The sequence below is a fragment of the Rhodococcus sp. NPDC057135 genome, from assembly GCF_042670865.1.
GTDB lineage: Bacteria > Actinomycetota > Actinomycetes > Mycobacteriales > Mycobacteriaceae > Rhodococcus_F.
On sequence record NZ_JBHUUU010000005.1, the window covers coordinates 82418 to 104943 of the forward strand.

At 63.8% G+C, this 22526-nt stretch carries 19 protein-coding genes; 5 read left to right on the plus strand and 14 right to left on the minus strand.

Translation table 11 applies throughout. The features are described from left to right. Nucleotides 1-49: 49 nt before the first annotated feature. Nucleotides 50-1417 (plus strand): DUF5933 domain-containing protein, encoded by a 1368-nt coding sequence (locus tag ACFT1A_RS11120; RefSeq protein ID WP_378447036.1) that lies wholly within the window; start codon nt 50-52, stop codon nt 1415-1417. Here the strand turns inward: ACFT1A_RS11120 and mnhG are convergent. Genes mnhG through ACFT1A_RS11150 form a run of 6 tightly spaced genes read right to left on the minus strand, consistent with a single transcriptional unit; the run spans nt 1383 to nt 7722 of the window. After that, on the minus strand, nt 1383-1727 hold the full coding sequence (gene mnhG, locus ACFT1A_RS11125) for a monovalent cation/H(+) antiporter subunit G (RefSeq protein WP_378447037.1): 345 nt from the start codon (nt 1725-1727) through the stop codon (nt 1383-1385). The two genes, ACFT1A_RS11120 and mnhG, sit on opposite strands and share 35 nt — an antisense overlap. Next, nucleotides 1724-1993 carry a monovalent cation/H+ antiporter complex subunit F gene (locus ACFT1A_RS11130; RefSeq protein ID WP_003945061.1) on the minus strand — a complete coding sequence of 90 codons (270 nt, stop codon included), beginning with the start codon at nt 1991-1993 and terminating at the stop codon, nt 1724-1726. The genes mnhG and ACFT1A_RS11130 overlap by 4 nt, the downstream gene beginning before the upstream one ends. Then, nucleotides 1990-2562 (minus strand): Na+/H+ antiporter subunit E, encoded by a 573-nt coding sequence (locus ACFT1A_RS11135; protein WP_378447038.1) that lies wholly within the window; start codon nt 2560-2562, stop codon nt 1990-1992. Before ACFT1A_RS11135 ends, ACFT1A_RS11130 begins: the two co-directional genes overlap by 4 nt. Next, complete coding sequence (locus tag ACFT1A_RS11140) at nt 2559-4259, minus strand: Na+/H+ antiporter subunit D (protein WP_378447039.1); 1701 nt, start codon at nt 4257-4259, stop codon at nt 2559-2561. Before ACFT1A_RS11140 ends, ACFT1A_RS11135 begins: the two co-directional genes overlap by 4 nt. Next, the gene (locus ACFT1A_RS11145; protein ID WP_230816834.1) at nt 4256-4888 is read right to left on the minus strand and encodes a Na(+)/H(+) antiporter subunit C; all 633 of its coding nucleotides are present in this window, start codon (nt 4886-4888) and stop codon (nt 4256-4258) included. Before ACFT1A_RS11145 ends, ACFT1A_RS11140 begins: the two co-directional genes overlap by 4 nt. Further along, nucleotides 4885-7722 (minus strand): Na+/H+ antiporter subunit A, encoded by a 2838-nt coding sequence (locus ACFT1A_RS11150; protein ID WP_378447040.1) that lies wholly within the window; start codon nt 7720-7722, stop codon nt 4885-4887. Before ACFT1A_RS11150 ends, ACFT1A_RS11145 begins: the two co-directional genes overlap by 4 nt. A gap of 190 nt (nt 7723-7912) precedes the next feature. Between ACFT1A_RS11150 and ACFT1A_RS11155 the strand changes: the two genes are divergently transcribed. After that, a complete protein-coding gene (locus ACFT1A_RS11155; protein WP_378447041.1) occupies nt 7913-8338 on the plus strand; it encodes an NUDIX domain-containing protein in 426 nt (141 codons plus the stop codon). On the opposite strand, the gene ACFT1A_RS11160 is transcribed toward ACFT1A_RS11155, so the two are convergent. The 4 genes from ACFT1A_RS11160 to ACFT1A_RS11175 are packed head-to-tail and all read right to left on the minus strand — an operon-like array spanning nt 8295 to nt 13209. Then, on the minus strand, nt 8295-9674 hold the full coding sequence (locus tag ACFT1A_RS11160) for a hypothetical protein (RefSeq protein ID WP_378447042.1): 1380 nt from the start codon (nt 9672-9674) through the stop codon (nt 8295-8297). The genes ACFT1A_RS11155 and ACFT1A_RS11160 overlap by 44 nt on opposite strands. Before the next feature lie 48 nt (nt 9675-9722). Further along, the gene (locus tag ACFT1A_RS11165; RefSeq protein WP_378447043.1) at nt 9723-11135 is read right to left on the minus strand and encodes a hypothetical protein; all 1413 of its coding nucleotides are present in this window, start codon (nt 11133-11135) and stop codon (nt 9723-9725) included. A gap of 13 nt (nt 11136-11148) precedes the next feature. Continuing rightward, the gene (locus ACFT1A_RS11170) at nt 11149-12564 is read right to left on the minus strand and encodes a hypothetical protein (RefSeq protein WP_378447044.1); all 1416 of its coding nucleotides are present in this window, start codon (nt 12562-12564) and stop codon (nt 11149-11151) included. A gap of 9 nt (nt 12565-12573) precedes the next feature. Continuing rightward, nucleotides 12574-13209, minus strand: a complete 636-nt coding sequence (locus ACFT1A_RS11175) for a TetR/AcrR family transcriptional regulator (RefSeq protein ID WP_378447045.1) — start codon at nt 13207-13209, stop codon at nt 12574-12576. 128 nt (nt 13210-13337) lie between these two features. Here ACFT1A_RS11175 and ACFT1A_RS11180 point away from each other — a divergent pair, with 128 nt between their 5' ends. From ACFT1A_RS11180 to ACFT1A_RS11190, 3 genes are read left to right on the plus strand one after another with little or no spacing between them, the layout of a single operon-like run. Further along, nucleotides 13338-14606, plus strand: coding sequence for a cytochrome P450 (locus ACFT1A_RS11180; RefSeq protein ID WP_378447046.1), 1269 nt, complete (start codon nt 13338-13340; stop codon nt 14604-14606). Nucleotides 14607-14653: 47 nt separating this feature from the next. Next, nucleotides 14654-15406 carry an isocitrate lyase/phosphoenolpyruvate mutase family protein gene (locus ACFT1A_RS11185; RefSeq protein ID WP_007730096.1) on the plus strand — a complete coding sequence of 251 codons (753 nt, stop codon included), beginning with the start codon at nt 14654-14656 and terminating at the stop codon, nt 15404-15406. A gap of 2 nt (nt 15407-15408) precedes the next feature. After that, complete coding sequence (locus ACFT1A_RS11190; protein WP_378447047.1) at nt 15409-16428, plus strand: DUF2804 domain-containing protein; 1020 nt, start codon at nt 15409-15411, stop codon at nt 16426-16428. Nucleotides 16429-16516: 88 nt separating this feature from the next. On the opposite strand, the gene ACFT1A_RS11195 is transcribed toward ACFT1A_RS11190, so the two are convergent. From ACFT1A_RS11195 to ACFT1A_RS11210, 4 genes are all read right to left on the minus strand, one after another. Next, a complete protein-coding gene (locus tag ACFT1A_RS11195) occupies nt 16517-17755 on the minus strand; it encodes a DUF222 domain-containing protein (RefSeq protein ID WP_378447048.1) in 1239 nt (412 codons plus the stop codon). Nucleotides 17756-17820: 65 nt separating this feature from the next. Further along, nucleotides 17821-19443 (minus strand): amidohydrolase, encoded by a 1623-nt coding sequence (locus ACFT1A_RS11200; RefSeq protein WP_378447049.1) that lies wholly within the window; start codon nt 19441-19443, stop codon nt 17821-17823. A 9-nt stretch (nt 19444-19452) separates the two neighbouring features. Next, nucleotides 19453-21630: an AAA family ATPase gene (locus tag ACFT1A_RS11205; protein WP_378447050.1), complete on the minus strand. Its 2178-nt coding sequence runs from the start codon at nt 21628-21630 to the stop codon at nt 19453-19455. A 21-nt stretch (nt 21631-21651) separates the two neighbouring features. Next, on the minus strand, nt 21652-22482 hold the full coding sequence (locus ACFT1A_RS11210; protein WP_230816953.1) for a phosphatidylcholine/phosphatidylserine synthase: 831 nt from the start codon (nt 22480-22482) through the stop codon (nt 21652-21654). Nucleotides 22483-22526: the final 44 nt, after the last annotated feature.

The window sequence follows — 22526 nt, forward strand, 5'->3', positions numbered from 1 at the left end:
TGTCCAGTGGGTGTCCATATTCGGTTCACGCGCCGTTTACTATTGTCCGGTGCTGATAGACAGTTGGTCCCAACGAGGGGACGCACCCGGACAGTCGGATCGTTCGTGGTCGAGTTCTCATCGAGTCCTTCTGGTCGGCACAGCAGCATTGACCGTGCTGGTCCTGGGCGTGCAGGCGTTCGCGTCGTACAAGGGCTATCTCGGTCCGGTGGAAAGCCTGTTCGGTGACTACTTCCTCGTTCCCCGATCCGCGACGATGCCCTGGGTTGGCCTCGCTCTCGCGCTGGTCGGACTGAACAACAAGGAGCGCATCTACGCGGTATCCGCGGCCGTTGCGATCGACGTGGTCGTCGGCGCGATCCGCTGGTTCTCCGGTGGGCCGCTGACGATGGGCACCGGCGGCACCTGGGTGCTGACGGCCATCGCGGTGTACGCGGTGTGGAAGTTGTCCGGTGAGCGTCGACTGAGCGTTCTGCACGGCGTTGCGCTGGGCGCGTTGCTCATCATCGCGGCCAAGGTTGCCGAGACGTGGCTGGAGATCACCATTCTCGTCGGCACCGATGTGTGGGACGAGTACGTCTTCCTCGCAGACCAGGCTCTCGGGAACCCGTCGTGGGTGATGGGCCAGATCGTCGACGCCATGGGCCCCGTCGGCGCCGCAGCGCTCGACTGGATCTACGTCGAACTACCGGTCGCGGTGATCGTGGTTGCTCTCTATCAAGTACGCAAGGGATGGCCGTCGCATCACCTGCTCCGTACGTTCCTGCTCATCGGGTTGATCGGCCCGATCTTCTACGTCCTGTTCCCGGTGGTCGGTCCGGTGTTCGCCTTCGGCCCGCGTGGTTTCGGGTTCCAGATCGGTGACTACTGGCCGAACATCGTGCCCAACTTCGACTTCGCGTCACCGTCGTCGCTACCGTTCGACGACGCCGCGCCGCGGAACTGCATGCCGAGCCTGCACACCGCGTGGGCAGTCGCGTTGTTCATCCACTCTCGCAGCGGGCCGTGGTGGATTCGCAGCCTGGGATCGTTCTGGCTCGTCGCGACCCTGACGGCGACGCTCGGTTTCGGATTCCACTACGGCGTCGACCTCATTGCCGGTGCGGTTCTGTGCTTGACGCTCGATGCGGCGCTGCGGGATCCGGAGCGCGGCTGGGGTTGGTTCCGAGTGCGTCTGTTGATCGGCGGCTCGGCACTGCTCGCGGGGTTGTTGCTCTCGTACCGATTCGCTTCGGTGCAGATGGCCGAGTACCCGGCGATCTTCGGTCCGCTGCTGATGGCTGTGCTGGTTCTCATGTCGGTGGCGTACTTCGCCACCTTCTTCGCCCGCCCCGGCACCGCTCTTGCAGTGTGGGGCGAGCGCGACGGTGAGTGGGATGCCGCTACTGGAGAGAGTCCGGGTCTTCCAGTTCGTTGATCTTCATGAGGTCGTCCTCCTCGCGCTGTTCGCGGTAGGCGACGCGTCCGACGCTGTGTGCGATGACGGGCGCGGTCAGCAGCGTGAAAATGCCGACCAGTACCAACATCCAGATGTCGACGCTCCCGCGAAGCAGGAACACGGCACCCATCAGAACAAGAATGAGCCCGACCACTTGAGGCTTGGTGGCCGCGTGCATACGACGCAGGGTGTCGGGGAAGCGAACGATTCCCACTGCGGCGGTCAGCGCGAGCAGCGCGCCCAGGAAGATGGAGATTGCCCCGATTGTGTCGAGGATGTTGCCGATCACTGGTCACTCACCCGGAAGCGTGCGACGGACACCGAACCGATGAAGCCGACCAGTGCCAGCGCGACGATCGCGGGAACGATGGTCGTGTCTTTGCTGTACGCGGCCCAGACCGCGAGCCCACACATCGAGACCGCAATGATCGTGTCCAGAGCGACGAGGCGGTCGAGTGAGCTCGGCCCGTCGAGCAATCGGAACGTGGTCAGTACTGCGGCGATCAGGAGAATCACTCCCGAAATGATCAAGATCGTGGTGATGAACCCGTTCATGGTCGGTCCTCCTGCCGGGGTGCATCGAATTCGTAGTCGCGCTGGTGCCACGGGCTGGGCCGCCAGTCCGAATCACGTTCGAACGACGCGATGAACAACCGCTCGAGATCCTCCACCGAGCGGTAGAACGCGCTGACGGCTTTCTGCGAGCCGACGTCGAGCACGTGGACGTAGACGATGCGCCGGTTCTGGTCGATCTCGAGAACCATCGTTCCCGGGATCAGGTTCAGAACGTCGATGCACAGCGTGAGAACCAGGTCCGACTTGATCCCGAGTTGGTACCGCAGAACTCCGGTGACCGGCGGCGGCGACGGACGGATCGCCAGCCAGGCGACCTGGATACTCGACTGGATTGCGTAGTACACGATCATCCACAGCAGACGCAGGATCGAGAGCAGATGCACCCGGCCCTCGACCGGTACGCGGGGGAGGGGAAGCAGGACCATGATGATCAGGCCGACGGCGAGTCCGCCGAAGATGTTTCCGAAACTGATGTTGCCCCACAACAGGATCCACACGACCATCAGCCACAGCAGGATCCCGACGCGGAGTACCTGTTCGCGTTTCATCGCGGAGCCTCCTCGGTGTTCGGGGTCTCGGTGTTCGGGGCATCGGTACTGGGAGCTTTTGCAGGGTCGTCTGCAGCGACGGGAGCCTCGTCGACCGGAACGGGTCGGTGGTTGCCGAGAACCGCGTCGATGTAGATGGACCGATCCTGCAGATCCTTCGCCGCTCGGTCGCTGATGTCGATGATCCGGCCCGCGAATACCGTCAGCCCCAGGCCGACGATGACGAGCCCGACCGTCGGAATCAGCATGAAGATCGGAATCTTGCCGACGTCCTCGCGGTCGACGAACGCGATGTCCTCTTCGGATTCGTCGATCAATGCTGACGGGCTGACGTCGGCGAGGTCACCTTCGGGCGCGTCGGCGCGGGCTCGCCAGAATGCCTTGGTCCACACGCGGGCGACCGCGTAGAGCGTCAGCAAGCTGGTGATCGTGCCGCCGGCGACGAGGATCCAGGCCAGCGCGCTGGCGTCGGACGCACCGGCTTGCAGGAGTGCGACCTTGCCGATGAAGCCCGAGAACGGTGGGATACCACCGAGGTTCAGGGCCGGGATCAGGAAGACGATTGCAAGGATCGGGCTGGCCGCCGCGAGACCGCCGAGACGGCGCAGCGACGACGACCCGGCTTGTCGTTCGATCAGACCCACCACGAGGAAGAGCGTCGTCTGCACGATGATGTGGTGGGCGACGTAGTAGATCGCGCCGGACAGTCCGGACGTCGTGGACAACGCGATACCGAAGATCATGTAACCGATATGGCTGACCAGGGTGAACGAGAGCAGACGTTTGATGTCGCTCTGCGCGATGGCACCCATGATGCCGACCACCATCGTCAGCAGGCCACACACCATCAGTACGTTGTCGAGTTCTCCTTGCGGGAACAGCAGCGAGTGCGCCCGGATGATCGCGTACACACCGACCTTGGTGAGCAACCCCGCGAAGACGGCGGTAATCGGTGCGGGCGCGGTCGGATACGAGTCCGGGAGCCACGCCGACAGCGGGAAGACCGCAGCCTTGATGCCGAATGCCACGAGGAGGACACCGAAGATGGCGGTGCGTGTTCCTGGCGGAATGTTGTCGAAGCGCAGGGCCATGTCGGCCATGTTGAGGGTGCCGGTCGCTGCGTAGGCGAAGGCGATGCCTGCCAGGAAGATCAGCGAGGACACCATCGAGACCATCACGTAGGAGACGCCGGCCCGGACGCGGTCGGCGCTGGCACCGAGCGTCAGGAGCACGAAACTCGCGGCGAGCAGGACCTCGAAACCGACGTACAGGTTGAAGAGGTCACCGGCGAGGAACGCGTTGGAGATACCGGCAGTCAGCGCCAGATAGGTCGGCAGGAAGATCGAGACCGGCTGGGCCTCGCTGCCGTCGCGAATACCCTGACCGATCGCGTAGATCATGACGGCGAGCAGTACCACCGACGAGACCACGAGCATCATTGCCGAAAGACGGTCGACCACGAGTGTGATGCCGATGGGCGAATCCCAGCCGCCGACCTGAACCGCGGTCGTACCGTCGCGGTCTGCGAGGTACAGAAGCAGGCCCGACACCGCGACGACGCCGACGAGCGCGATCAGGGTGATCACACGCTGGAAGCGCGGACGTCGGCCGACGACCAGCGTCGCGGCTGCGGCCAGCATCGGGATCAGGACGGGTAGGGGCGCAAGGGCTCCCATCAGGTTGTCCGAGATGGTCATGCGCCTCCACCTCCCTCGATCTTGGTCTGGCGAGCGTCTTTGCGCCGCTTCTCGGATTCCTTCTTACGAGCAAGGTCGGTGGCCCAGTCGGGTACCGGTTCGTCCTCGAAGTCGCCGTCGTGGAGGTCGTCGTAGCATTCGATGTCCTCGAGGTTGACCAGTTGTTCGAGGGGAATGGGGTTGCCGTCCTTGTCGAATGCGTCGCCGCCGATGCTCGGGGCACCGGTGAGCGGGTCGTCGGAGCGGTCGTGGTCGGGAGCGTCGGCGGGCAGGCGACGCTTGAGGATCTTGGTGTCCTCGGGATCGTCCTCGACGGCGTCGGCCGTGTTGATCTTGAAGGACCGGTACGCCAGTGCCAGAACGAAGCCGGCGATACCCATCGTGATCACGATGGCCGTCAGGATCATGCCCTGAGCGAGCGGATCCGCTATCTCCTCGTGGACCGAATCTCGGCCGACGATGGGCGGATTCCCGTCCGATCCACCGACGGTCAGGATCAAAAGGTTGATGGCGTTGCCGAACAGGAGCAAGCCGAGGAGCATCCGGGTGATGCTTCGTTCGATCAGGAGGTAGACACCGGCCGACGTGAGGACGCCGATCAGGATCAGCATTCCGATGTTTGCGCTCATGGTGCTTTCACCTCGATTTCTGCGTCGAGGCGGGCGCCGAGACTTCGGAGTACGTCCAGGACCAGGCCGACCACGATGAGGTAGACGCCCAGGTCGAAGAACAGTGCGGTGACCAGTTTGACGTGGCCGATGAGCGGGAGGGTGAACTCGAAGACGGCCGACGAGAGTGCCGGGGCGCCGAGGAACAGCGACACCAGGGCGGTGCCCGCGGCCAGCGCCAAACCGAGGCCGAGAATCTTGCCCGCGTCGATGGGTACGGCTTCACCGAGTTCGTAGCGGCCACCGGCGAGGTAGCGAAGTACCAGTGCCAGGCCCGCCGTCAGGCCGCCGGCGAAACCGCCGCCGGGAGCATTGTGGCCGGAGAAGAAGAAGTAGATCGACAACACCATGATGGTCGGGAAGATCAACCTCGTGGTGACCTCGAGAACCAGCGAACGGTGTCGCGGATCGATCAGGTCTCCGCCGCGCAACCACGTCGTGTCAGAGTTGGCGGCCGCCTTGTCGACGATGACGGAGGGTGCGTCGGCGACGCGAGGCGCAATGCCGAAGCGGCGGTTGCGGAACACGAGGCTGGCGACGCCGGTTGCCGCGACCAGCAGCACCGAGATCTCACCGAGGGTGTCCCATGCGCGGATGTCGACGAGTAGGACGTTGACGACGTTCTTGCCGTTGCCCAGGTCGTAGGCCGCGTCGGGAAGCAGCTCGTAGATCGGACGAGTGTTTCGTGCATTGGTCGCGAAGGCCGCGATGGTGGTGACGGTGATACCGACGGCGACGGCGAGTGCGGCACGCGGCCACTTGAAGCCGATCGCCTTGCTTTCGTCGACTTCGGCGGGGAACTTCCGGAGCACGAGCACGAAGATCACCAGTGTCAGCGTCTCGACGAGGAACTGGGTCAGCGCGAGGTCGGGTGCACCGTGCAGCGCGAACAACACGCCGCAGCCGTAGCCGGTGAGTCCGACCAGGATGACGCTGGCGAGGCGGTTGCGCATAAGCGTCGCGGCGATGGCGGCCGAGATCATCATCAGCGCGATCGTGAACTGGATGGGCGAATCCCACATCCGAAGGTCGACTCCGCCGCCCTTGGTGTCGATGATCAGCAAGAACAGTGGAACGACGACCAGCGTCGCGAGAATCGTCGACTGCGTGCGGGGGAGCGAACCACGCTGAGTGGCGCCGGTCAGGCGCATCGAGATGGTGTCCATGCCGCGCAGGGTTGCGTCGTAGATACGGTCGGCGTTGCCGAGCGGCGGGTGCTCGAAGTGCAGGCGGCTGATCTGACGCTGCGCGATGTAGAGCGCGATGCCGCCCGCGATGACGATGCAGGTCAGCAGCAGCGGAGTGTTGAATCCGTGCCACAGCGCGAGGTGGTAATCGGCGTGCGGTCCGGGAGCCAGCGTGGTGGAGTACGGCGTCAGCAGCTTCTCGAGTTGGGGCGAGAGAATGCCTGCGGCCAGACCGAGAACAGCGAGTAGGCCGGGTGCGAACAGGAACAGCCAACCAGGCTTGTGCATCTTGCTCACGGCCGGACTTGGCTTGCTCAGGGTCTTGCGTCCGAAGGCACCCCAGATGAAGCGGACGCTGTAGCCGACCGTCAGGATCGAGCCCAACACGATCACCGTGACGACGGCGATGGACGACCAGTGCCCGAGCGCGTTCGTTTCGAGCACCGATTCGAGTGCGGCTTCCTTGCCGACAAATCCGAGGAGTGGTGGCAGACCGGCCATGCTGGCGGCAGCGAGGCTCGCAATGATCGCGAGAGCTGGTGCCGCCTTGCCCAGGTGAGCCAGTTTGCGCAGGTCACGGGTGCCGGTGGTGTGATCGATGATGCCCACCACCATGAAGAGCGCGGCCTTGAACATCGCGTGCGCCACGACCATCGTCATGCCGGCGAGGGCGGCGTCACGCGTGCCGATGCCGACCAGGACCATCATGAAGCCGAGTTGGCTGACGGTTCCGAAGGCAAGGACGAGTTTGAGGTCGTACGCACGCATGGCTCGCCAACCGGCGAGGATCATCGACAGCAGACCCAAACTGATGATGGTGATGCGCCACGGCGGCGAATCGGCGTACCCGGGAGCCAGACGCGCGACCAGGTAGATACCGGCCTTGACCATCGCGGCAGCATGGAGATAACCGCTGACGGGGGTGGGCGCGGCCATTGCACCGGGCAGCCAGAAGTGCAGCGGCACGATTGCCGATTTGGAGAGCGCACCGATCAGGATCAGTACGATCGCGACGGACGGGAGCCAACCCGTCGGCGGGTTCGCGACCAGTTCGGACAGGTTGTAGCTACCGCCGACCTGGCCGAGGATGATCATGCCGACCAACATCGCGAGACCACCGGCGGTGGTGACGAGCAGTGCCTGGGTTGCGGCGCGGCGACTGGTGGCGCGCTCGGCGTAGTGACCGACCAGCAGGAACGACAGGACCGTCGTCAGTTCCCAGAACACGTAGAGAAGCAGCATGTTGTCGCTGGTCACGAGCCCGAACATGGCACCTGCGAAGGCGACCATCTCGGCGGCGAAGATACCGAGTCGAGGTTCGTCGTCGTTGAAGTAGCGGGCGCAGTAGATCAGGATCAGCGTGCCGACGCCCAGGACGAGGACGGCCATGATGGCCGAGAGCGCGTCGAATCTGAAGTCGATGTCCATCGACAGGCCAGGGACCCAGGTGATGTGCAGCGTCTCGACGGTGCCCCATTTGTCGATGACCCAGCCGAGGCCGGCGAGGGGGACTATCGCGAGGGGGAAGAAGCCGTTTCGCCCTAACCTGCGCACCACAAGCGGAGCCAAGAGGGCGGCAACGGCATGGGCAAGCAAGATAGCGAGCAAAAGGCACTCCGTCGTGTTGTCAGCGGGCGGCGGGGTGTCCGAACAAAATCGAACCTATCGGATTAACGAGACAATTCACCTAGTCGGAGAGGTTGTCTTTGCGTACATATTACCGGGCGTGGCAGTTTCGATGTGCAGCGAGTCGATTCGGACATATTCAGCACTCGCTGATACACGTAGGTTGGACGACGTGAATTCGCCGACTCCCACCACGATCATCCGTACCGCTGCCCTCGCGCACATTCGTGACCGCAAGCTGATCCAGACCCGCTCCGTGGGCAAGACCGCGTTCTACATGGCCGGCGGAAAGATCGACCCGGGCGAGACACCCGAGCAGGCGCTGCACCGCGAAATTCGTGAGGAACTTGACGTCGATCTGGTCGACGGAACGGTGAAGTTCCTCGACGTCTTCGAGGCTCACGCTTTCGGTCATTCCGCGGACACCGGGCTGCACATGAGTTGCTATCTGGCGGAGATGGCCGGAGACCCGCACCCGACCAGCGAGATCGCCGAGTTCCGATACTTCACGCTCGCCGAGTACGCGGCGATGGACGAGGTGGCGCCGGGATCGCTCAAAGTGTTCCATCGCCTGGCGTCGATGGATCTGATCGACTGATCGACGGAGGCACGGATCGTGTGATCCGGCCCAATCGCAGACTCGTATAGGCGCAAACGGCCACGATGATCAGCGCCACGGCGTCGAGTATCAGGATGTCGGTCGAGATCTCGAACGGGCCGACCGTCGTGATGCCGTTGAAGGGCTTGTTCTCGTCCAGCGGGGTGTACGCCGTCCATCCGTAGTCGAACTGCGGATAGACGAGCAGGGCCAGCGCCGTCGGGCCGAAGATGACACCGAGTCCGACGAGGGCTCGTGACGCTCCGGTCCGCGGTGGTTCCCGGTACATCGCGCTGGCGATCGCGTAGGTGACGACCGCTGCGGTGAAGGCGACAAGAAGATCGCTGATCGTGAGAAGGTCACCGATCTTCGGCGAAGGCGACGTGGCATAGCTGACGATCCCGGCGACCGTCACCGTCAGGAGCAATCCGTAGCCGACGACGCGGGACGGTGCGAGAGCGCCGACGGCTGCCGCGGCAACGATGACGACGCCGATCACGACGGCGGTCGAGGCCGGGGTTTTCGACCACTCCATTGCCTCGGTTGCCGGACGGTTCGCCGAGACCGCCGCCAGAGTTGCGACGGCAGCGGTACACATCAGCAGGATCCGGCTGCCGTCGCCCAACACCCGCGCACAGATCACCGTGATCACCAGCGCGACGAGTAGCAGGGGCACCGCCGCCGTGACGGTGGTGATGTCGAACCACCAATTTGCCGCGACGCCGAAGAGGGTGAGCACCGCTGCGATCGTCACCGGCCGAACGGCCATCCGTTCCTTGGGGTGGTCCTTGTCGAAATCGTGGAACCAGAACGCGGCGACACACGCGGCGGTCAATGCCAGTGCGATCAGTGTTGCCGCCAGCACTGGTGGTTGAAACTGGTTGGTGTTGTCGGCGATGTAGTCCGCGTACCGCCGAGGAACTGCGTCCTCGTCCAGGAGCGAATCCGAGACATGCACGGCAACAATCGTTCCCGCGACCGAAGCGGCTCGGACGCGGGGAGCGGCAGCAACCGTGACCGCGCCGACAGCGACTCCCGCACCGACGGGCGAGAGTGCCTCGAAGTTGTGATCGTAGAGTCCGGGCAGTTCGAGGAGGAGCCCACCGAATGCCGTCATGGCAGCGGTCCGTAACCGGCAACGGGCCATCATCGCGGCTGTCCCGACCGCGACGACAGCCAAGACGCCGGCGCCGATGGTCGAAATCGACCAGAATCGGTCGCCGGTCGAAATCGACGTCGACTGGCTGTTGACGAAGGGCGCCAAAGCGGCGACGGTGACGACGAATGCCGTCACACCACTCAGTGCGACGAGCAGCGTCCTGCGGGCGATGGGCACTGCTCCAAAATAGTCAATCCAGTACCAGTTGCACCGCAATAGCAGGTCTCAGTCCGGTGACGGTGTGTCAACGGCGTTTCGGCGGCGGAGCGCGATCCCGGAGGCGACGACAACCACACACATCAGAAGCGCGGTGCCGACGGAACGTGGTGGCGCCTCGTACGCGTAGGCAATCGTCGAGGCTTCGGCCCGAAAGGCTGCGCCGGGCTCGATCGCGTCGATGTAGCCGCGCAGTGCGGAGTCCTGCTGGAAGTACGTCGAGGGTGGATCGGGCCGGACGTACGTTGGTGACACAGTCTCGATGTCGTGCTGCCCGATCGACATGAAGACCAGGGCAGTGAAAGGAATGGTCAACCCCAGCGCCCCGATGACGGGATTCGAGGGCAAGACGGATCCGAACAGTAGCCCCGTTCCGACGCCTAGCGCGACGATCCGGAGCAACAGAGCCAGTTCGTGATCGCCGCTGAAGATCCACTCCGACAACGGGATCGCAGCGAGGAGTGCCAGAGCTGCGATCCTGCGATCTCGATGTCGAGAACGCCTCAACCCGAAGACGACTGCGATGATCGCGAGGGCAGTGATCACCAACGGCGAGGTTCGGTCACCGTCGAGAAAGAAGCGGTCGGTCAGATCGGCAAACACCGTCGTGGCGGCGGCGGCAACGGCGGTTGCGGCCCAGAGGAATCCGCCGCTGTCTGAAGTTGCGTCGAGTTTCCTCGTACAGAACCAGGTCAGGGCGAGGACGGCGACGGTGGACGCGATCATGACCAGCCAACCCGAATACGTCGACGGGCGCTCTTGCCGGTCGATGACCGAACTCAGAATCCGTTGAGTGACGGCGAGCCCGGTGACAACCGCCAGAGTGGCTGCGGCAACGCCCGGTTCGCTTTTACCTAACCGAGATTCGGTGTCAACGGTGACGGCGCACGCTACTGCGCAGATCAACGTCAGCCACAGAAGTGCCCAGGCGGGTTCACCGATGGACGACGTGCTGATAGGTATCAAATCTCCGGTGGACGATTGCGCGGCCAACCACGTCGACACCAAGCCCACGATCAGTAGGTTGCGACCGATGCGACTGTCCCACGAGGCGGCGACCGCGCCACCCAGGATGAGTCCTGCGGCAATGGTTTTGGCAAAACCTAGAACGCTCAGCAGATCAAGACCAAGTTCTTCGGGGACGACGTATCTGATCAGAATCAGCACGAGGACGCCTACGTACACAAATGCCCACGCGCGCCTGCGAGAACCGCGGTGCTGGAGATACACGCAGGCCGCCACCGCGACGATGGCGCCGACCACGACGCTGGTGGATTGGCTGCTGATCCATTGGTCGATCTTCGACTGCGGCTCGGTGACAGGCCATCTCATGCGGGCTGGGCTCGTCAGCGCCACGGCCGCAAGGATTCCCGAGAGCAAGGCTGCAAGGGCGCCGGTGCTTGATCGGACGTCGATGGTCATCGGTCTGTCCTGATCAGGCAGTCTCGGTGGGTTCCGGTACCTCGACGGGCGGATGTGAAGGTCGTCGGAGGATCGCCGCGCCGCAGAAGCCGATGATCAGCGTGAAGAGTACCGCTGCGCCGACGGTCTGAGTGGTGACGTAGTCGACGGTGATGCCGATGCCGCGTCCGAATAATCCTCCGTCGCCGTGGGGAGAGACCGCGTCGATGTCGAGCTGGCCCTGGATGTATATCGACGTCATCATCGGTGGGAAAGAGAGCTGATCGGTGAGGATGGCGATCGACGAGAAGGTCATCGCGGCAAAGGGAATGGTGAGTCCGAGTGTGGCGTCGACCAAGCTGCCGGGAGCCAGGGAACCGAACAGCAATCCGGCGGCGAGGCCCAGCGCGGCAATCTTCAGTGCGATTGACCAGACACCGTGCGCGGAGTCGAAGGGCAGTAGTTCTGACAGTGGTACCGCAATGAGAACGGCGATGGGCACGAGGTGTGGCACCTGCTTGTGCAGTCTCAATCCGACGGCGACCGGCAGGGCTGCGAAAAGCACCAGTACCCAAGGGGACTTCAGGTCTCCCCAGTGACCGGAACCCTTCGCGATGTCGACGAACAACGGAGCCGAAGCAGCTGCCAACGCGGTTGCCGCCCAGAGGAACTTGCCACCAGCACCGGAGGTGTCGCCGAGACGGTAGGCGGCGATCCACGTCAACGCGAGCGCAGCACCTGCCGCCAAAACCATGACAATCCAGGCGGTCGCTTCGGACGCGTATTGCTGGCGGTCGATCACGGCGCCGAGCACGCGATGCCCGATCGCCAGCGCGGTGATCACCACGAGAGCGATGCGGATTTCACCCGCGTCGGGCTTGCGGATCCGGAAGCCGGATTGCGCGGTCACTGCGCAGGCGATTGCTGCTGCGGCCGTGGCGCCGATCAGCAACCATGACGGCTCACCCACCGAAGACGTCGTCATCCTGGCTGTCCCACCGGCGAACGTGCGGATCGCGAGGAAGGTGGCGAGTACTCCGAGGAGTGTCGCGTTCTTCGTGGCAGTGCGGTCCCAACTGACGGCAACCACACAGCCCAGAATAGTGCCGGCTGCAACACTTTTGACGATGATCAAGGCGATCAGCAGGTCCAGTGACGCAACCTCGGGTACGACTGCACGAATGATCGCGATGACGGCGACCCCGACAGCGATCGCGATCCAGGCTGCCCGACGGGAACCGCGACGCTGTGAGAGTGCGCAGGCAAGCACGGCAACTACGGCGCCGAGTCCGACAGCAGTGGGTCCACTGCTGATCCAGCGATCCACTTCCGATGGGGAGGCGACGATGGCCCAGTCACGAAGAACGGGATTGGTCAGGGCCAGCGCAGCGAGTATCGCGGACAGGAGCGCAGCGACGGTGGTGAGGATCGCTCGAAGATCGAGTGGCATCGGGCCAACCTATCGCGGCGCCGCAACTTCGGTAGCGGGCGGCGTGAGTGCCGGAAACCAGATGTCGGTGAGAACGTCTGCTGCGACGTCCGCACCCGCGGTGATTGCGCCCTGCTCGGCCCAGCGAATGAAGAAACGCTCGATTTGTGTGAGCAGGAGCTCTACTCGGAGTTTTGCTTCGTCATGCCGGTCCTGCGGCCACCGGGCCAGGTACGAAGGCATCGCGTTGGGCAGTGCGGAGATGCCTTCGCGGGCCAGTGTGCGGAACTCTGGTTCGAGGACCATGGCCTCGTCCCACGCCCGCATCATGTGGTGGTGATCGCGGCACCAGTCGAGAGCGCGTGCGATCCAGCCGGCGAATTCTTCGCGCGAACCGGAATCGAGTACATGGTCGAGATCCTGGAATATGGCGAGGGTGCTGGATACGACAGTGTTCGAGCCGAGGGCCTTGAGAATGTCGATCTTTCCGGGAAAGTGCAGGTAGAAGGTGGCTCGGCTGCAGCCGACCCGGCCCGCGATGTCTTCCACGGTGACAGCCGCGTATCCGCGTTCGGTGAAGAGCGCACCGGCGGCGTCCACGAGGTCTGCGCGGGTTCGCTGCTTCTGCTTCTCTCGCAGCGTCAGTCTGCCGGAGGTATCTGTCATTACCGGGATCCTAGTGCCGCGGGGGCTCTTGCGGGACGGTTGCACGAGACTCCCCGTCTTTCACTTGACAGGCCGTTAGTGAAAGCTACTCTGTGGTGTAGCGCACATTCGACCGATCAGAGGACGCCATGACCATCTCGGATACAACACGCACGCCTGACCTGCCGGCCGGATTCGACGTCACCGATCCTGCTGTCCTCGGGGAGCGGATCCCTTTCGAGGAGTTCGCCGAACTGCGTCGCAACGCACCCGTGTGGTGGTGTGAGCAGCCGCCGACGGTCGGCGGATTCCAGGACGAGGGCTACTGGGTGGTCTCGCGTCACGCTGACGTCAAAGAGGTCAGCCAGCGCAGCGATGTGTTCTCGAGCTGGGAGAACACCGCGATCGCGCGTTTCGCCGACGACATGCCCCGCGAGGCCGTCGAGATGCTCCGCCATCTTCTGCTCAACAAGGATGCGCCGGAGCACACCAAGCTCCGCAAGCTGATTTCGAAGCTGTTCACGCCGCGCGCGATCAACGGCATGCGCGACGAGTTGGATCGTCGTGCGCGGAGCATCGTCGACACCGCTGTGAGCGAAGGTCCGGGCGACTTCGTGAAGCAGGTTGCCAGCGAGCTGCCGCTCCAGGCGATCGCGGATCTGATCGGTGTGCCGCAGGACGATCGAGACAAGCTGTTCAAGTGGTCCAACGAGATGATGGGCTACGACGACCCGGAATACCAGGGTGATCCGGCAGTCGCGTCCACCGAGGTCCTCGGATACGCGTACCAAATGGCAGACGCGCGTCGTACCTGCCCGGCAGACGACATCGTCACCACACTGGTCCAGGCGGATATCGACGGCGACTCTTTGAGCCCGGAGGAGTTCGGGTTCTTCGTGTTGATCCTGGCGGTGGCGGGCAACGAGACCACCCGCAACGCCATCACGCACGGAATGATCGCGTTCCTGGACAACCCCGAGCAGTGGGAGCTGTACAAGAAGGAACGTCCCAAGACGACGGCCGACGAGATCGTTCGTTGGGCGACGCCGGTCACCGCGTTCCAGCGCACCGCGCTCGAGGACACGGACTTGGCAGGAGTGTCGATCAAGAAGGGACAGCGCGTGGTGATGCTGTACAGCTCCGCGAACTTCGACGAGGACGTGTTCGAGAACCCGATGACGTTCGACATCACTCGTAACCCCAATCCGCACTTGGGCTTCGGTGGAACGGGCGCGCACTTCTGCATCGGTGCCAACCTCGCTCGCATGGAGATCGACTTGATGTTCAACGCGATTGCCGACAACGTCCCGGACATCACCAAGATCGGTGATCCGCGCCGTCTGCGTTCGGGTTGGATCAACGGCATCAAGGAGTTCCAGGTCGATTACAAGAGCACAGGCTGCCCGGTCGCTCACTAGAGTCGGTAGGTGAGAGGTACCACCCCACGATCTCGAGGAGCCACCGCATGACTTCGATCAACGACAAGGCAACAGCTCTACTGGCGTTGCACCAGCCAGGCAACCCGGTCATTCTCCCCACAGTCTGGGACGCGTGGTCGGCGAATCTTGCGGTGGCTGCAGGTTTTGCAGCCCTGACGGTGGGCAGCCACCCGGTTTCCGATTCCATCGGCAAGCCGGACAACGAGGGCATTACCTTCGACGAACTTCTGCACCGGATCAAGCAGATCACCGGTGCGGTCGACGCCCCGATCTCGGTGGACATCGAGGGTGGCTACGGGCTCGAGCCGGCAGTTCTCATCGACGGGCTGATCGATGCCGGCGCTGTCGGACTCAACATCGAGGACACCGTTCACAGTGAAGGCGGACGCTTGCGAGAGGCGCAAGAGCACGCCGACTTCGTGGGTGGGCTTCGCCAGGCCGCCGACGCCGCCGGAGTTCACGTTGTCGTCAACGCACGTACCGACCTGTTCGTGAAGCAGGTCGGTGACGAGTCCGATCGCGTCGATCGCGCCATTGCACGCCTCAAGTTGGCAGCCGATGCCGGTGCCGACGTTCTCTACCCCGTCGGGCGTCACGACGACGCGACCCAGCGCCGCTTGACGTCCGAACTCCCACTTCCGATCAATGCGATCGGAATCCCGGATCAGGACGACCCGGCAAGTTTCGGTCCGCTCGGAGTGGCGCGTGTGAGCTTCGGTCCGTTCTTCCAGATGGCCTTGGCCAACCGCGCAAACGAGATCTTGGGACGCTGGAAGTAAGAATGCAGACACTGATGTCGCCCGGCCCGCTGCTCGACGATCGCGGACATCTGGTCGAGACGGGTTGGGCCTCATCGGAGATTCGCAAGTATCGACGCTCCGCAATCACCGCCCCGAAGTTCCGAATCAAGGAGTGGGACTACTACTGCGTTCTCACTGCGGATTACGGCATCGCGCTGACCGTCGCCGACAATGGGTACATGGGCTTGCTCGGGGTGTCCTGGCTCGATTTCCGAACACCGCACGAGATCACCGAAAACGTGATGCTGCCGTTCCCGATGGGAAGGCTCGGTCTGCCCGAAAGTGCGGACGACGGTGATGTGGTGGTGTCGAAAGGTAAGGTTCGGTTCGAGTTTCGCCATGTAGACGGCGGGCGACACCTGATCGTCGACTATCCGGCTTTCGACGGTGGACGAGGTCTACATGCAGATCTGTTTCTGGCGAGTCCTGCCGATGACCGGATGGTGATCGCCACGCCGTTTCCGAAGGCGCCCCGGTCGTTTTACTACAACCAGAAGGTCAACTGCCTTCCCGCGACTGGAAGCGTGCGAATCGGGAGCGACGACTTCACATTTCACTCGGTAGACTCGTTCGGCGTTCTCGATTGGGGTAGGGGAGTCTGGACTTACGACAACACCTGGTACTGGGGTTCTGCATCCGGACTGGTGAGCGGCGAGCGGTTCGGATTCAACATCGGTTACGGCTTCGGGGACACTACGGCGGCCAGTGAGAACATCGTGTTTGTCGGCGGGCGGGCGCACAAACTGGACCGGATCGACTTCGATATCCCGCAGGGAACGTACGACGGCGCCCCGTGGACCTTCTCGAGCAGCGATGGTCGCTTCGAGATGACTTTCGAGCCGATCATTGACCGTGCCGCGACTTTCGATGTCGGGGTGTTGCGTTCGATTCAGCATCAGGTGTTCGGAAAGTTCTCCGGCACAGTGATCCTCGATGACGGTTCGTCTCTGGTGGTTCGAGATCTCCTCGGATTTGCCGAGGAGGTTCGGAACCGCTGGTAAGCCGTACGTCTCCGCGAAGATGTCGGAACGCAGCACGAGCACCGAGGCATGGAGGTGCCCCGGTGCTCGCGTCTTCAGTTGCCGCGGTTCACGCCGCTGTCGGTGGACTGTTCCCACCGATCGGATGCTGGAACGGGTCGATCGACATCGGCGGATAGAACACTGTTTTTCGGTCGGGGCCGATCTCCACTCGCCATTCGGTGTGGTGCATCGTCCGATGATGATGGCCACACAACAAGATCAGATTGTCGAGATCCGTTGGGCCACCGTCATTCCAGTGAACAATATGATGGGCATCGCACCACCCTGATGGAGTTCCGCACCCTGGAAACGCGCACCCACCATCACGCACAGCCAACGCCCGCCTTTGCGGAACCGTCGCGGTTCTTGCTTCCTTGCCGCAGTCGAGCGGAACACCGTTCTCATCCAACAAAATCCGGGTGACCGTGCAGTCGCAGGCCAACATCCGTGTGGTGTCGATGCTGACCGGGCCCACCCAATCCGTCCACGCGAACCCGAGTTCATCGGTCGACGGCAGTAGATCCTTCAAGGCTTTGAGGTCCGTCATGTCTTTCGCCGAAGCAGTCACCGTGATGTGCGGTTTCACTCCGCCCTCGATCGGACCCAGTCCCGCCCGCTCGTACCGCCGCAGAAGTTCGCAGAACCCGTCCGCGCGCCGTAGCGCCGGAGTGCGGGCGTCTTTGACTCCGTCCTTCTCCGGCGTCGGCGCCGACAAACTCGACAACAACGTGATCAAACGTGCCCCGTTCACGGCATCCAGATCACCCTTCACCGACACGCGCCCGTACAAGCCTTTCGAGGCATAGAACTCATTGCGCTCCGAATCCTCCCCCACCGGGACGCCGTCCTCACGTTTTCCGTACTGCTTCTCGATCCGCCGGATCGCCGCCCGCACCGCATCACAATCGGCAATGTTCTTCGACGCCAGATCAAGCAAAATCCCGCGGGCCTTGTCCACATCCGCCGGAGTCATGTTCTTGGGCGGATGCTGACAAAACGACGCCACCTGACGGGCCTTCAACGCATCCACATCACCGCGGTGGAACGCATCCGCGACAACAGGTTCGAGCAACAACAACCGCGCCAGACTGACCAACAGGCTGCACTCACCGATCTCCAAATTCGTCGAACCATGCAACCACTGCGCGATCGCCCGAAAACCCTTCCCGACCACAGTCTCCCGGGAAAACATCTCCATGATCAACAACACCATCCGCGACTGCAACTCATGCCGGACACGCACCAGATCCAGAACCTCACTCTTGAGGCCCTCACCATCCAGTTGCCACGCTTCCCGACTGTCCATACCGGAAGTTTAATCGAACATACTTTCGATAACCAGGGACATATCGGACGACTTTGAGTTCGAGATCAGCCGATCGCGCTCAGGTCCCCGTACACCGTCCGGCCCTCCAGGACGGTGGCGAGCACCGTGATGTCGGCCAGCTCGGCCGGCTCGACGTTGAGGGGATTTGCCGACAGCACAACCAAATCCGCGTAGGCGCCGGGGAAGATGGACCCGATGTGATCCTCGCTGAACAGCTGCCATGCGGCGTTGACCGTATGGGCGCGCACGGCGGCGTCCACGGGGATCCGTTCCTGGGGTGCGACGACGCGGCCGCTGGGTGAAAGTCTGGTGACGGCGTCCTGCATGTTCCGTAGCGGATTGGCGGGGGTGACGGGTCCGTCGTTGTGGAAGGTGAACCGTTGGCCGGCCGCGAGCGCAGATCCTGCTGCGGCCCAAACGGATCCGTATTCGGGGCCGAACAGGTCATCCACCAGAACGTCACCCCAGTAGTGCAGGTGGTCGATGAAGATGCTGACCGTGACGCCCAGTTCCGTTGCGCGGACGAACTGATCCGGACGCATCGCGCCGACGTGTTCGAGACGCAGCCGGTGATCGGGCCGGGGATGCTCTTTCAGAAGTTGCTCCCACGCGTCGAGAACCATGGTGATCGCGTCGTCACCGTGGGCGTGGCACGCCATCTGCCACCCGTTGGCGAAGTAAGCGGAACTGATGTCGTGGATCTGTTCGCCGGTGTAGTTGGCATGCCCGTGTGTGCAGGCGATCCCGAGCGCGCGGGTGGCTTCGGTATCGAGATACGGGAAACTGGTGGCGATGTTGCCGACCCAGGGCGAACCGTCGGACCAGACCTTGATACCGATCTGGCGCACCAGGTCGTTTCCGTCGCCCGGCGATGCCTCGGTAGTGCGCGCATCGTTGGACATTTCGTAGAGCCGCAAGCGGGTGGTGAGCAGTCCGGCATCGGCTATCGCGGCCAGGGCGGGCCGCATCTTGGGGTCGAACGACAATTCGGCGATGGTGGTGATTCCGGCGGCGTTCAGCCGGGCGCACTCGGCCGCCACCAATGCGGGGAAGTCGTCGCCGATAGTGACTGCGTGGCCCGCGACTGCAAACACGGCAGGCATTTCGTACGCGGATCCGTCGAGTGCGCCCGTCGCGTCGTGGCCGTACGATCCGCCGATCGGATCGGGGGTATCGCGGGTGATGCCGGCCTGCACTGCTGCCGCCGTGTTGAAATACGCGACGTGGCCCGAGTTGTGCATGATCACGAGCGGGTACTCCGGTGCGACGGAGTCCAGCCAGGCGATGGTCGGGTCGGGTAGGCCCTTCTGCAGCAACGGGTCCCAACCGTTCAGAGAAGCGCCTGCAGCACCCCGCGACCGAACGGTGTCGACGACGGCCGCAACCACGGCATCTGCCTCGGCGATCGTGACAGGCCGGACGTCGACGACGTCAGGCCCGAGCACGATCGCTTCTTCCAAAGGGTGACCGTGCGGCTCGATGAACCCCGGCAGAACGGCGGCACCTCCGACGTCGACGACGCGGGTATCCGGCCCCACCAGTTTCTCGACGTCCGTCCGTGCTCCGACGGCTGTGATCCGGCCTCCCGTCACGGCGAGTGCCCGGGCGCGTGGTGAGTCCTCGTGCATGGTCACGATGTCGCCGTACAGAACCAGATCAGCAGCCATGGTCAGTCCTTATCGGTTGTCCGCGTACGCCTGTAGGTGTGCCACCTGCTCGGGATCGAGTGAGGGACGTACCTTCTCACGGGCGGTTGCCACGTCCGCGGCCGTCACGTCGGCCGCGTCCATGCTCCGACGCATGGCGGCGAGTGCAGCCTCACGCAGGAGAGCCGAGCAGTCTGCTGCCGAGTATCCCTCGAGATCGACGGCCAGAATGTCCAAATCGACATCTTCGGCGAGCGGTACCGACTTTCCGGAAGCGCGCAGAATTGCTTTGCGAGCCTCCGCATCCGGCGGCGGTACGAATACGAGTCGTTCGAGTCTGCCGGGGCGCAGAAGAGCCGGGTCGATCAGATCCGGTCGGTTGGTGGCGCCCAACACCACGACGTCGCGTAGCGGCTCGACGCCGTCGAGTTCGGTCAGCAACGCCGCCACGACGCGATCCGACACCCCCGAGTCGGAACTTTGACCGCGACGTGGGGCGAGGGCGTCGATTTCGTCGAGGAAGATCAACGAGGGCGCCGAATCGCGTGCGCGCTGGAACAACTCGCGTACGGCCTTTTCGGAGGCGCCGACCCACTTGTCCATCAGCTCCGCACCTTTGACGGCGTGGACGCTGAGATGACCCGAGCTGGCAAGGGCACGAACGAGATACGTCTTACCGCAGCCGGGAGGGCCGTAGAGGAGCACGCCGCGGGGCGGGTCGACTCCGAGGCGCGCGAAGGAGTCGGGGTGCTGCAGTGGCCACAGAACTGCTTCGGTGAGCGCCTGTTTGGTTTCGACCATGTCGCCGACGTCGTCGAGGGTGACACTGCCGATCGACAGTTCTTCGGTACTCGAACGGGACAGTGGCCGAATCACTTCGAGTGCACCGACAAGATCTTCCTGCGTGATCTCCGGAGAATCACCGGATTTGGACGCCCGCGTCGCCGCTCGCAAAGCAGCTTCGCGGCAAAGCGCCGCGAGGTCGGCGACCACGAATCCGGGTGCGCGCGAGGCGATGGCGTCGAGTTCGAGGGTTCCGGTGGGCACGCGGCGGAGCAGGAGTTCGAGCAACGCCTTGCGGGTTGCGCCGTCCGGCAGGGTAAGTGCGAGTTCTCGGTCACAGAGATCCTGGCCGCGAAGGCGCGCGTCGACGGTCTCCGGATGGGCGGAGGTCGCGACGAATGCCACGCCCGGGGTGGCGACGGCGCTGCGCAGTTGTTCGAGGATCAGCGCGGACACCGGTTCCGCGGTGGCAGGAAGCAGAGCGTCGATGTCACTGATCAGCAGTACACCACCGCCGCGCACGGCAGCAACGGCGTCGACGATTCGCTGCAGGCGGGTATTCGCCTCGGTGGCACCGACTCCCGGGCCGTCGAGTTCGACCAGTTTGCGCGAGGACAAGACCGAGCGGGCCAGCGTGGCTTTGCCCACGCCGGCGGGGCCGGTGACGAGGACGCCGAGGTGCGGTGAGGCGCCGAGAGTACGGAGCAGTTCTGGTTCGTCGAGTGCCAGGCCGAGCCACTCGGTCAGCTTGGCTGCCTGCGCCTGCGCGCCGACGAGGTGATCCAGCGGAACCGACGGTGCAGGCTCGATCGCGACGGCGGCCGGACTGGAAACAAGCGCACTCGGTGTCAGTGTGCCCGCCGAGCCGGAACCCCAGTTGACCGCCGAATTCGGCTGGACGCTGACCGGACCACCGGCAGGCTCGACGGCCGTGACGGTGAGCAGTTCGGATGTCCACGCGACGCCGAAGGTGCGGGAAAGCGCTTGGGTGGCTTCGGAAGTGCTCGTACCCGGACCGAGATCGCGGGGGAGGAGCGAGACCGTGTCGCCGACGCTGACGACCTTGCCCAGAAGGGCCTGTCGCAGAACCGTCGAACTGATCGAATTTGTCGCCATCGAAGATCCGGTGACGGAGACGGATCGCGCTCCGTACACCGTCACCGGACCGACCACGACGGAAGAGTTCTCGGTCAGGCCGACGTTCGACATGGTGACGTCGTCGAGAAGGATCGTGCCTGCCGGGGTTCCGGTGGGCGCACGGCCCGCGACGGTCGCGGTGCCGCGGGCGCCCATGAGTGCGATGGCATCCCATTCGCGGATGCCCAACGCCGCCAACGCTTCGGGGTGCAAGCGCACGACCCCGCGGCGTAGGTCGGCGGCAGAGGTGTTGAGTCGAACGGTGAGGGCGAGTTCCGGCGAAGTCACCTCTCGAGAGTACGTCGTGGACTAGCGGGGTCGCCGCAATCCGAGACGAGCGGCCGAGCGGCGGCCACCGACGTTGGGTTGGCGTCGGATCGCGCGGCGTTCGGAAGGCTTGATGTCCCAGGTTTCGGGACGCGCTGCCACCCACCGCTTCGAGTGCACGGCAAACGGGATGTGCACCAGGTAGATCGCGATGAGAACGATCAGCAGGATGTACGGGTAGGTGATGAGTGCGGCCGCAGCCAACGTCACCAGTACGAGCAGGCCGGCCGCCATGTGCGGCGGCACGGATACCGACTTCATCGCCAGCGTCGGGATGCGGCTGACGATCAGTGCAGCCGAGAAGAGCGTCCACACGATGACGACGATGTGCGAGGACCACCAGCCGTCACCCCACTGAGCCGTCGCGGCCAGAGGGGTGAGGGCGATGAGTGCGCCGGCCGGAGCCGGAACGCCGACGAAGTACTCACGTGCGTACGCGGGGACGTCGTCGTCGTCGAGCAGGGTGTTGAAACGTGCGAGTCGCAACACGATGCTGACCGCGTAGATCAACGCGATGATCCAGCCGATGCTGGTGCCGTCCAGCAAGGTCACGTACAGGACCAGAGCTGGGGCCACGCCGAAGGAGATGGAGTCGGCCAGTGAGTCGAGTTCGGCGCCGATCTTGCTGGTGGCGTCGAGCAGTCGCGCGATGCGGCCGTCGAGTGAATCGAGGACGGCTGCGGCGCCGATCATCGCGAGCGAGGTACCGGGTTGTCCGTCGAGAGCGAACTTGACGGCGGACAGCCCGGCACACAGCGCCAGGATGGTGATGACGGACGGCAGCAACCGCACCGCCTGGGTGCGTTTGGGCATCTTCGCGCCGGGTTGGGCTGCTCCCGGCTTCTTCACGGCTGACT

Excerpts from the sequence above, each read along its gene's own strand:
- ACFT1A_RS11185 (WP_007730096.1), top strand. The coding sequence starts at position 14,654 with ATGACTTCGATCAACGACAAGGCAACAGCTCTACTGGCGTTGCACCAG.
- ACFT1A_RS11200 (WP_378447049.1), bottom strand. The coding sequence starts at position 19,443 with ATGGCTGCTGATCTGGTTCTGTACGGCGACATCGTGACCATGCACGAG.
- ACFT1A_RS11145 (WP_230816834.1), bottom strand. The coding sequence starts at position 4,888 with ATGAGCGCAAACATCGGAATGCTGATCCTGATCGGCGTCCTCACGTCG.
- ACFT1A_RS11165 (WP_378447043.1), bottom strand. The coding sequence starts at position 11,135 with ATGACCATCGACGTCCGATCAAGCACCGGCGCCCTTGCAGCCTTGCTC.
- ACFT1A_RS11190 (WP_378447047.1), top strand. The coding sequence starts at position 15,409 with ATGCAGACACTGATGTCGCCCGGCCCGCTGCTCGACGATCGCGGACAT.
- ACFT1A_RS11130 (WP_003945061.1), bottom strand. The coding sequence starts at position 1,993 with ATGAACGGGTTCATCACCACGATCTTGATCATTTCGGGAGTGATTCTC.
- ACFT1A_RS11195 (WP_378447048.1), bottom strand. The coding sequence starts at position 17,755 with ATGGACAGTCGGGAAGCGTGGCAACTGGATGGTGAGGGCCTCAAGAGT.
- ACFT1A_RS11175 (WP_378447045.1), bottom strand. The coding sequence starts at position 13,209 with ATGACAGATACCTCCGGCAGACTGACGCTGCGAGAGAAGCAGAAGCAG.
- ACFT1A_RS11180 (WP_378447046.1), top strand. The coding sequence starts at position 13,338 with ATGACCATCTCGGATACAACACGCACGCCTGACCTGCCGGCCGGATTC.
- ACFT1A_RS11135 (WP_378447038.1), bottom strand. The coding sequence starts at position 2,562 with ATGAAACGCGAACAGGTACTCCGCGTCGGGATCCTGCTGTGGCTGATG.
- ACFT1A_RS11170 (WP_378447044.1), bottom strand. The coding sequence starts at position 12,564 with ATGCCACTCGATCTTCGAGCGATCCTCACCACCGTCGCTGCGCTCCTG.
- ACFT1A_RS11140 (WP_378447039.1), bottom strand. The coding sequence starts at position 4,259 with ATGACCATCTCGGACAACCTGATGGGAGCCCTTGCGCCCCTACCCGTC.
- ACFT1A_RS11210 (WP_230816953.1), bottom strand. The coding sequence starts at position 22,482 with ATGCCCAAACGCACCCAGGCGGTGCGGTTGCTGCCGTCCGTCATCACC.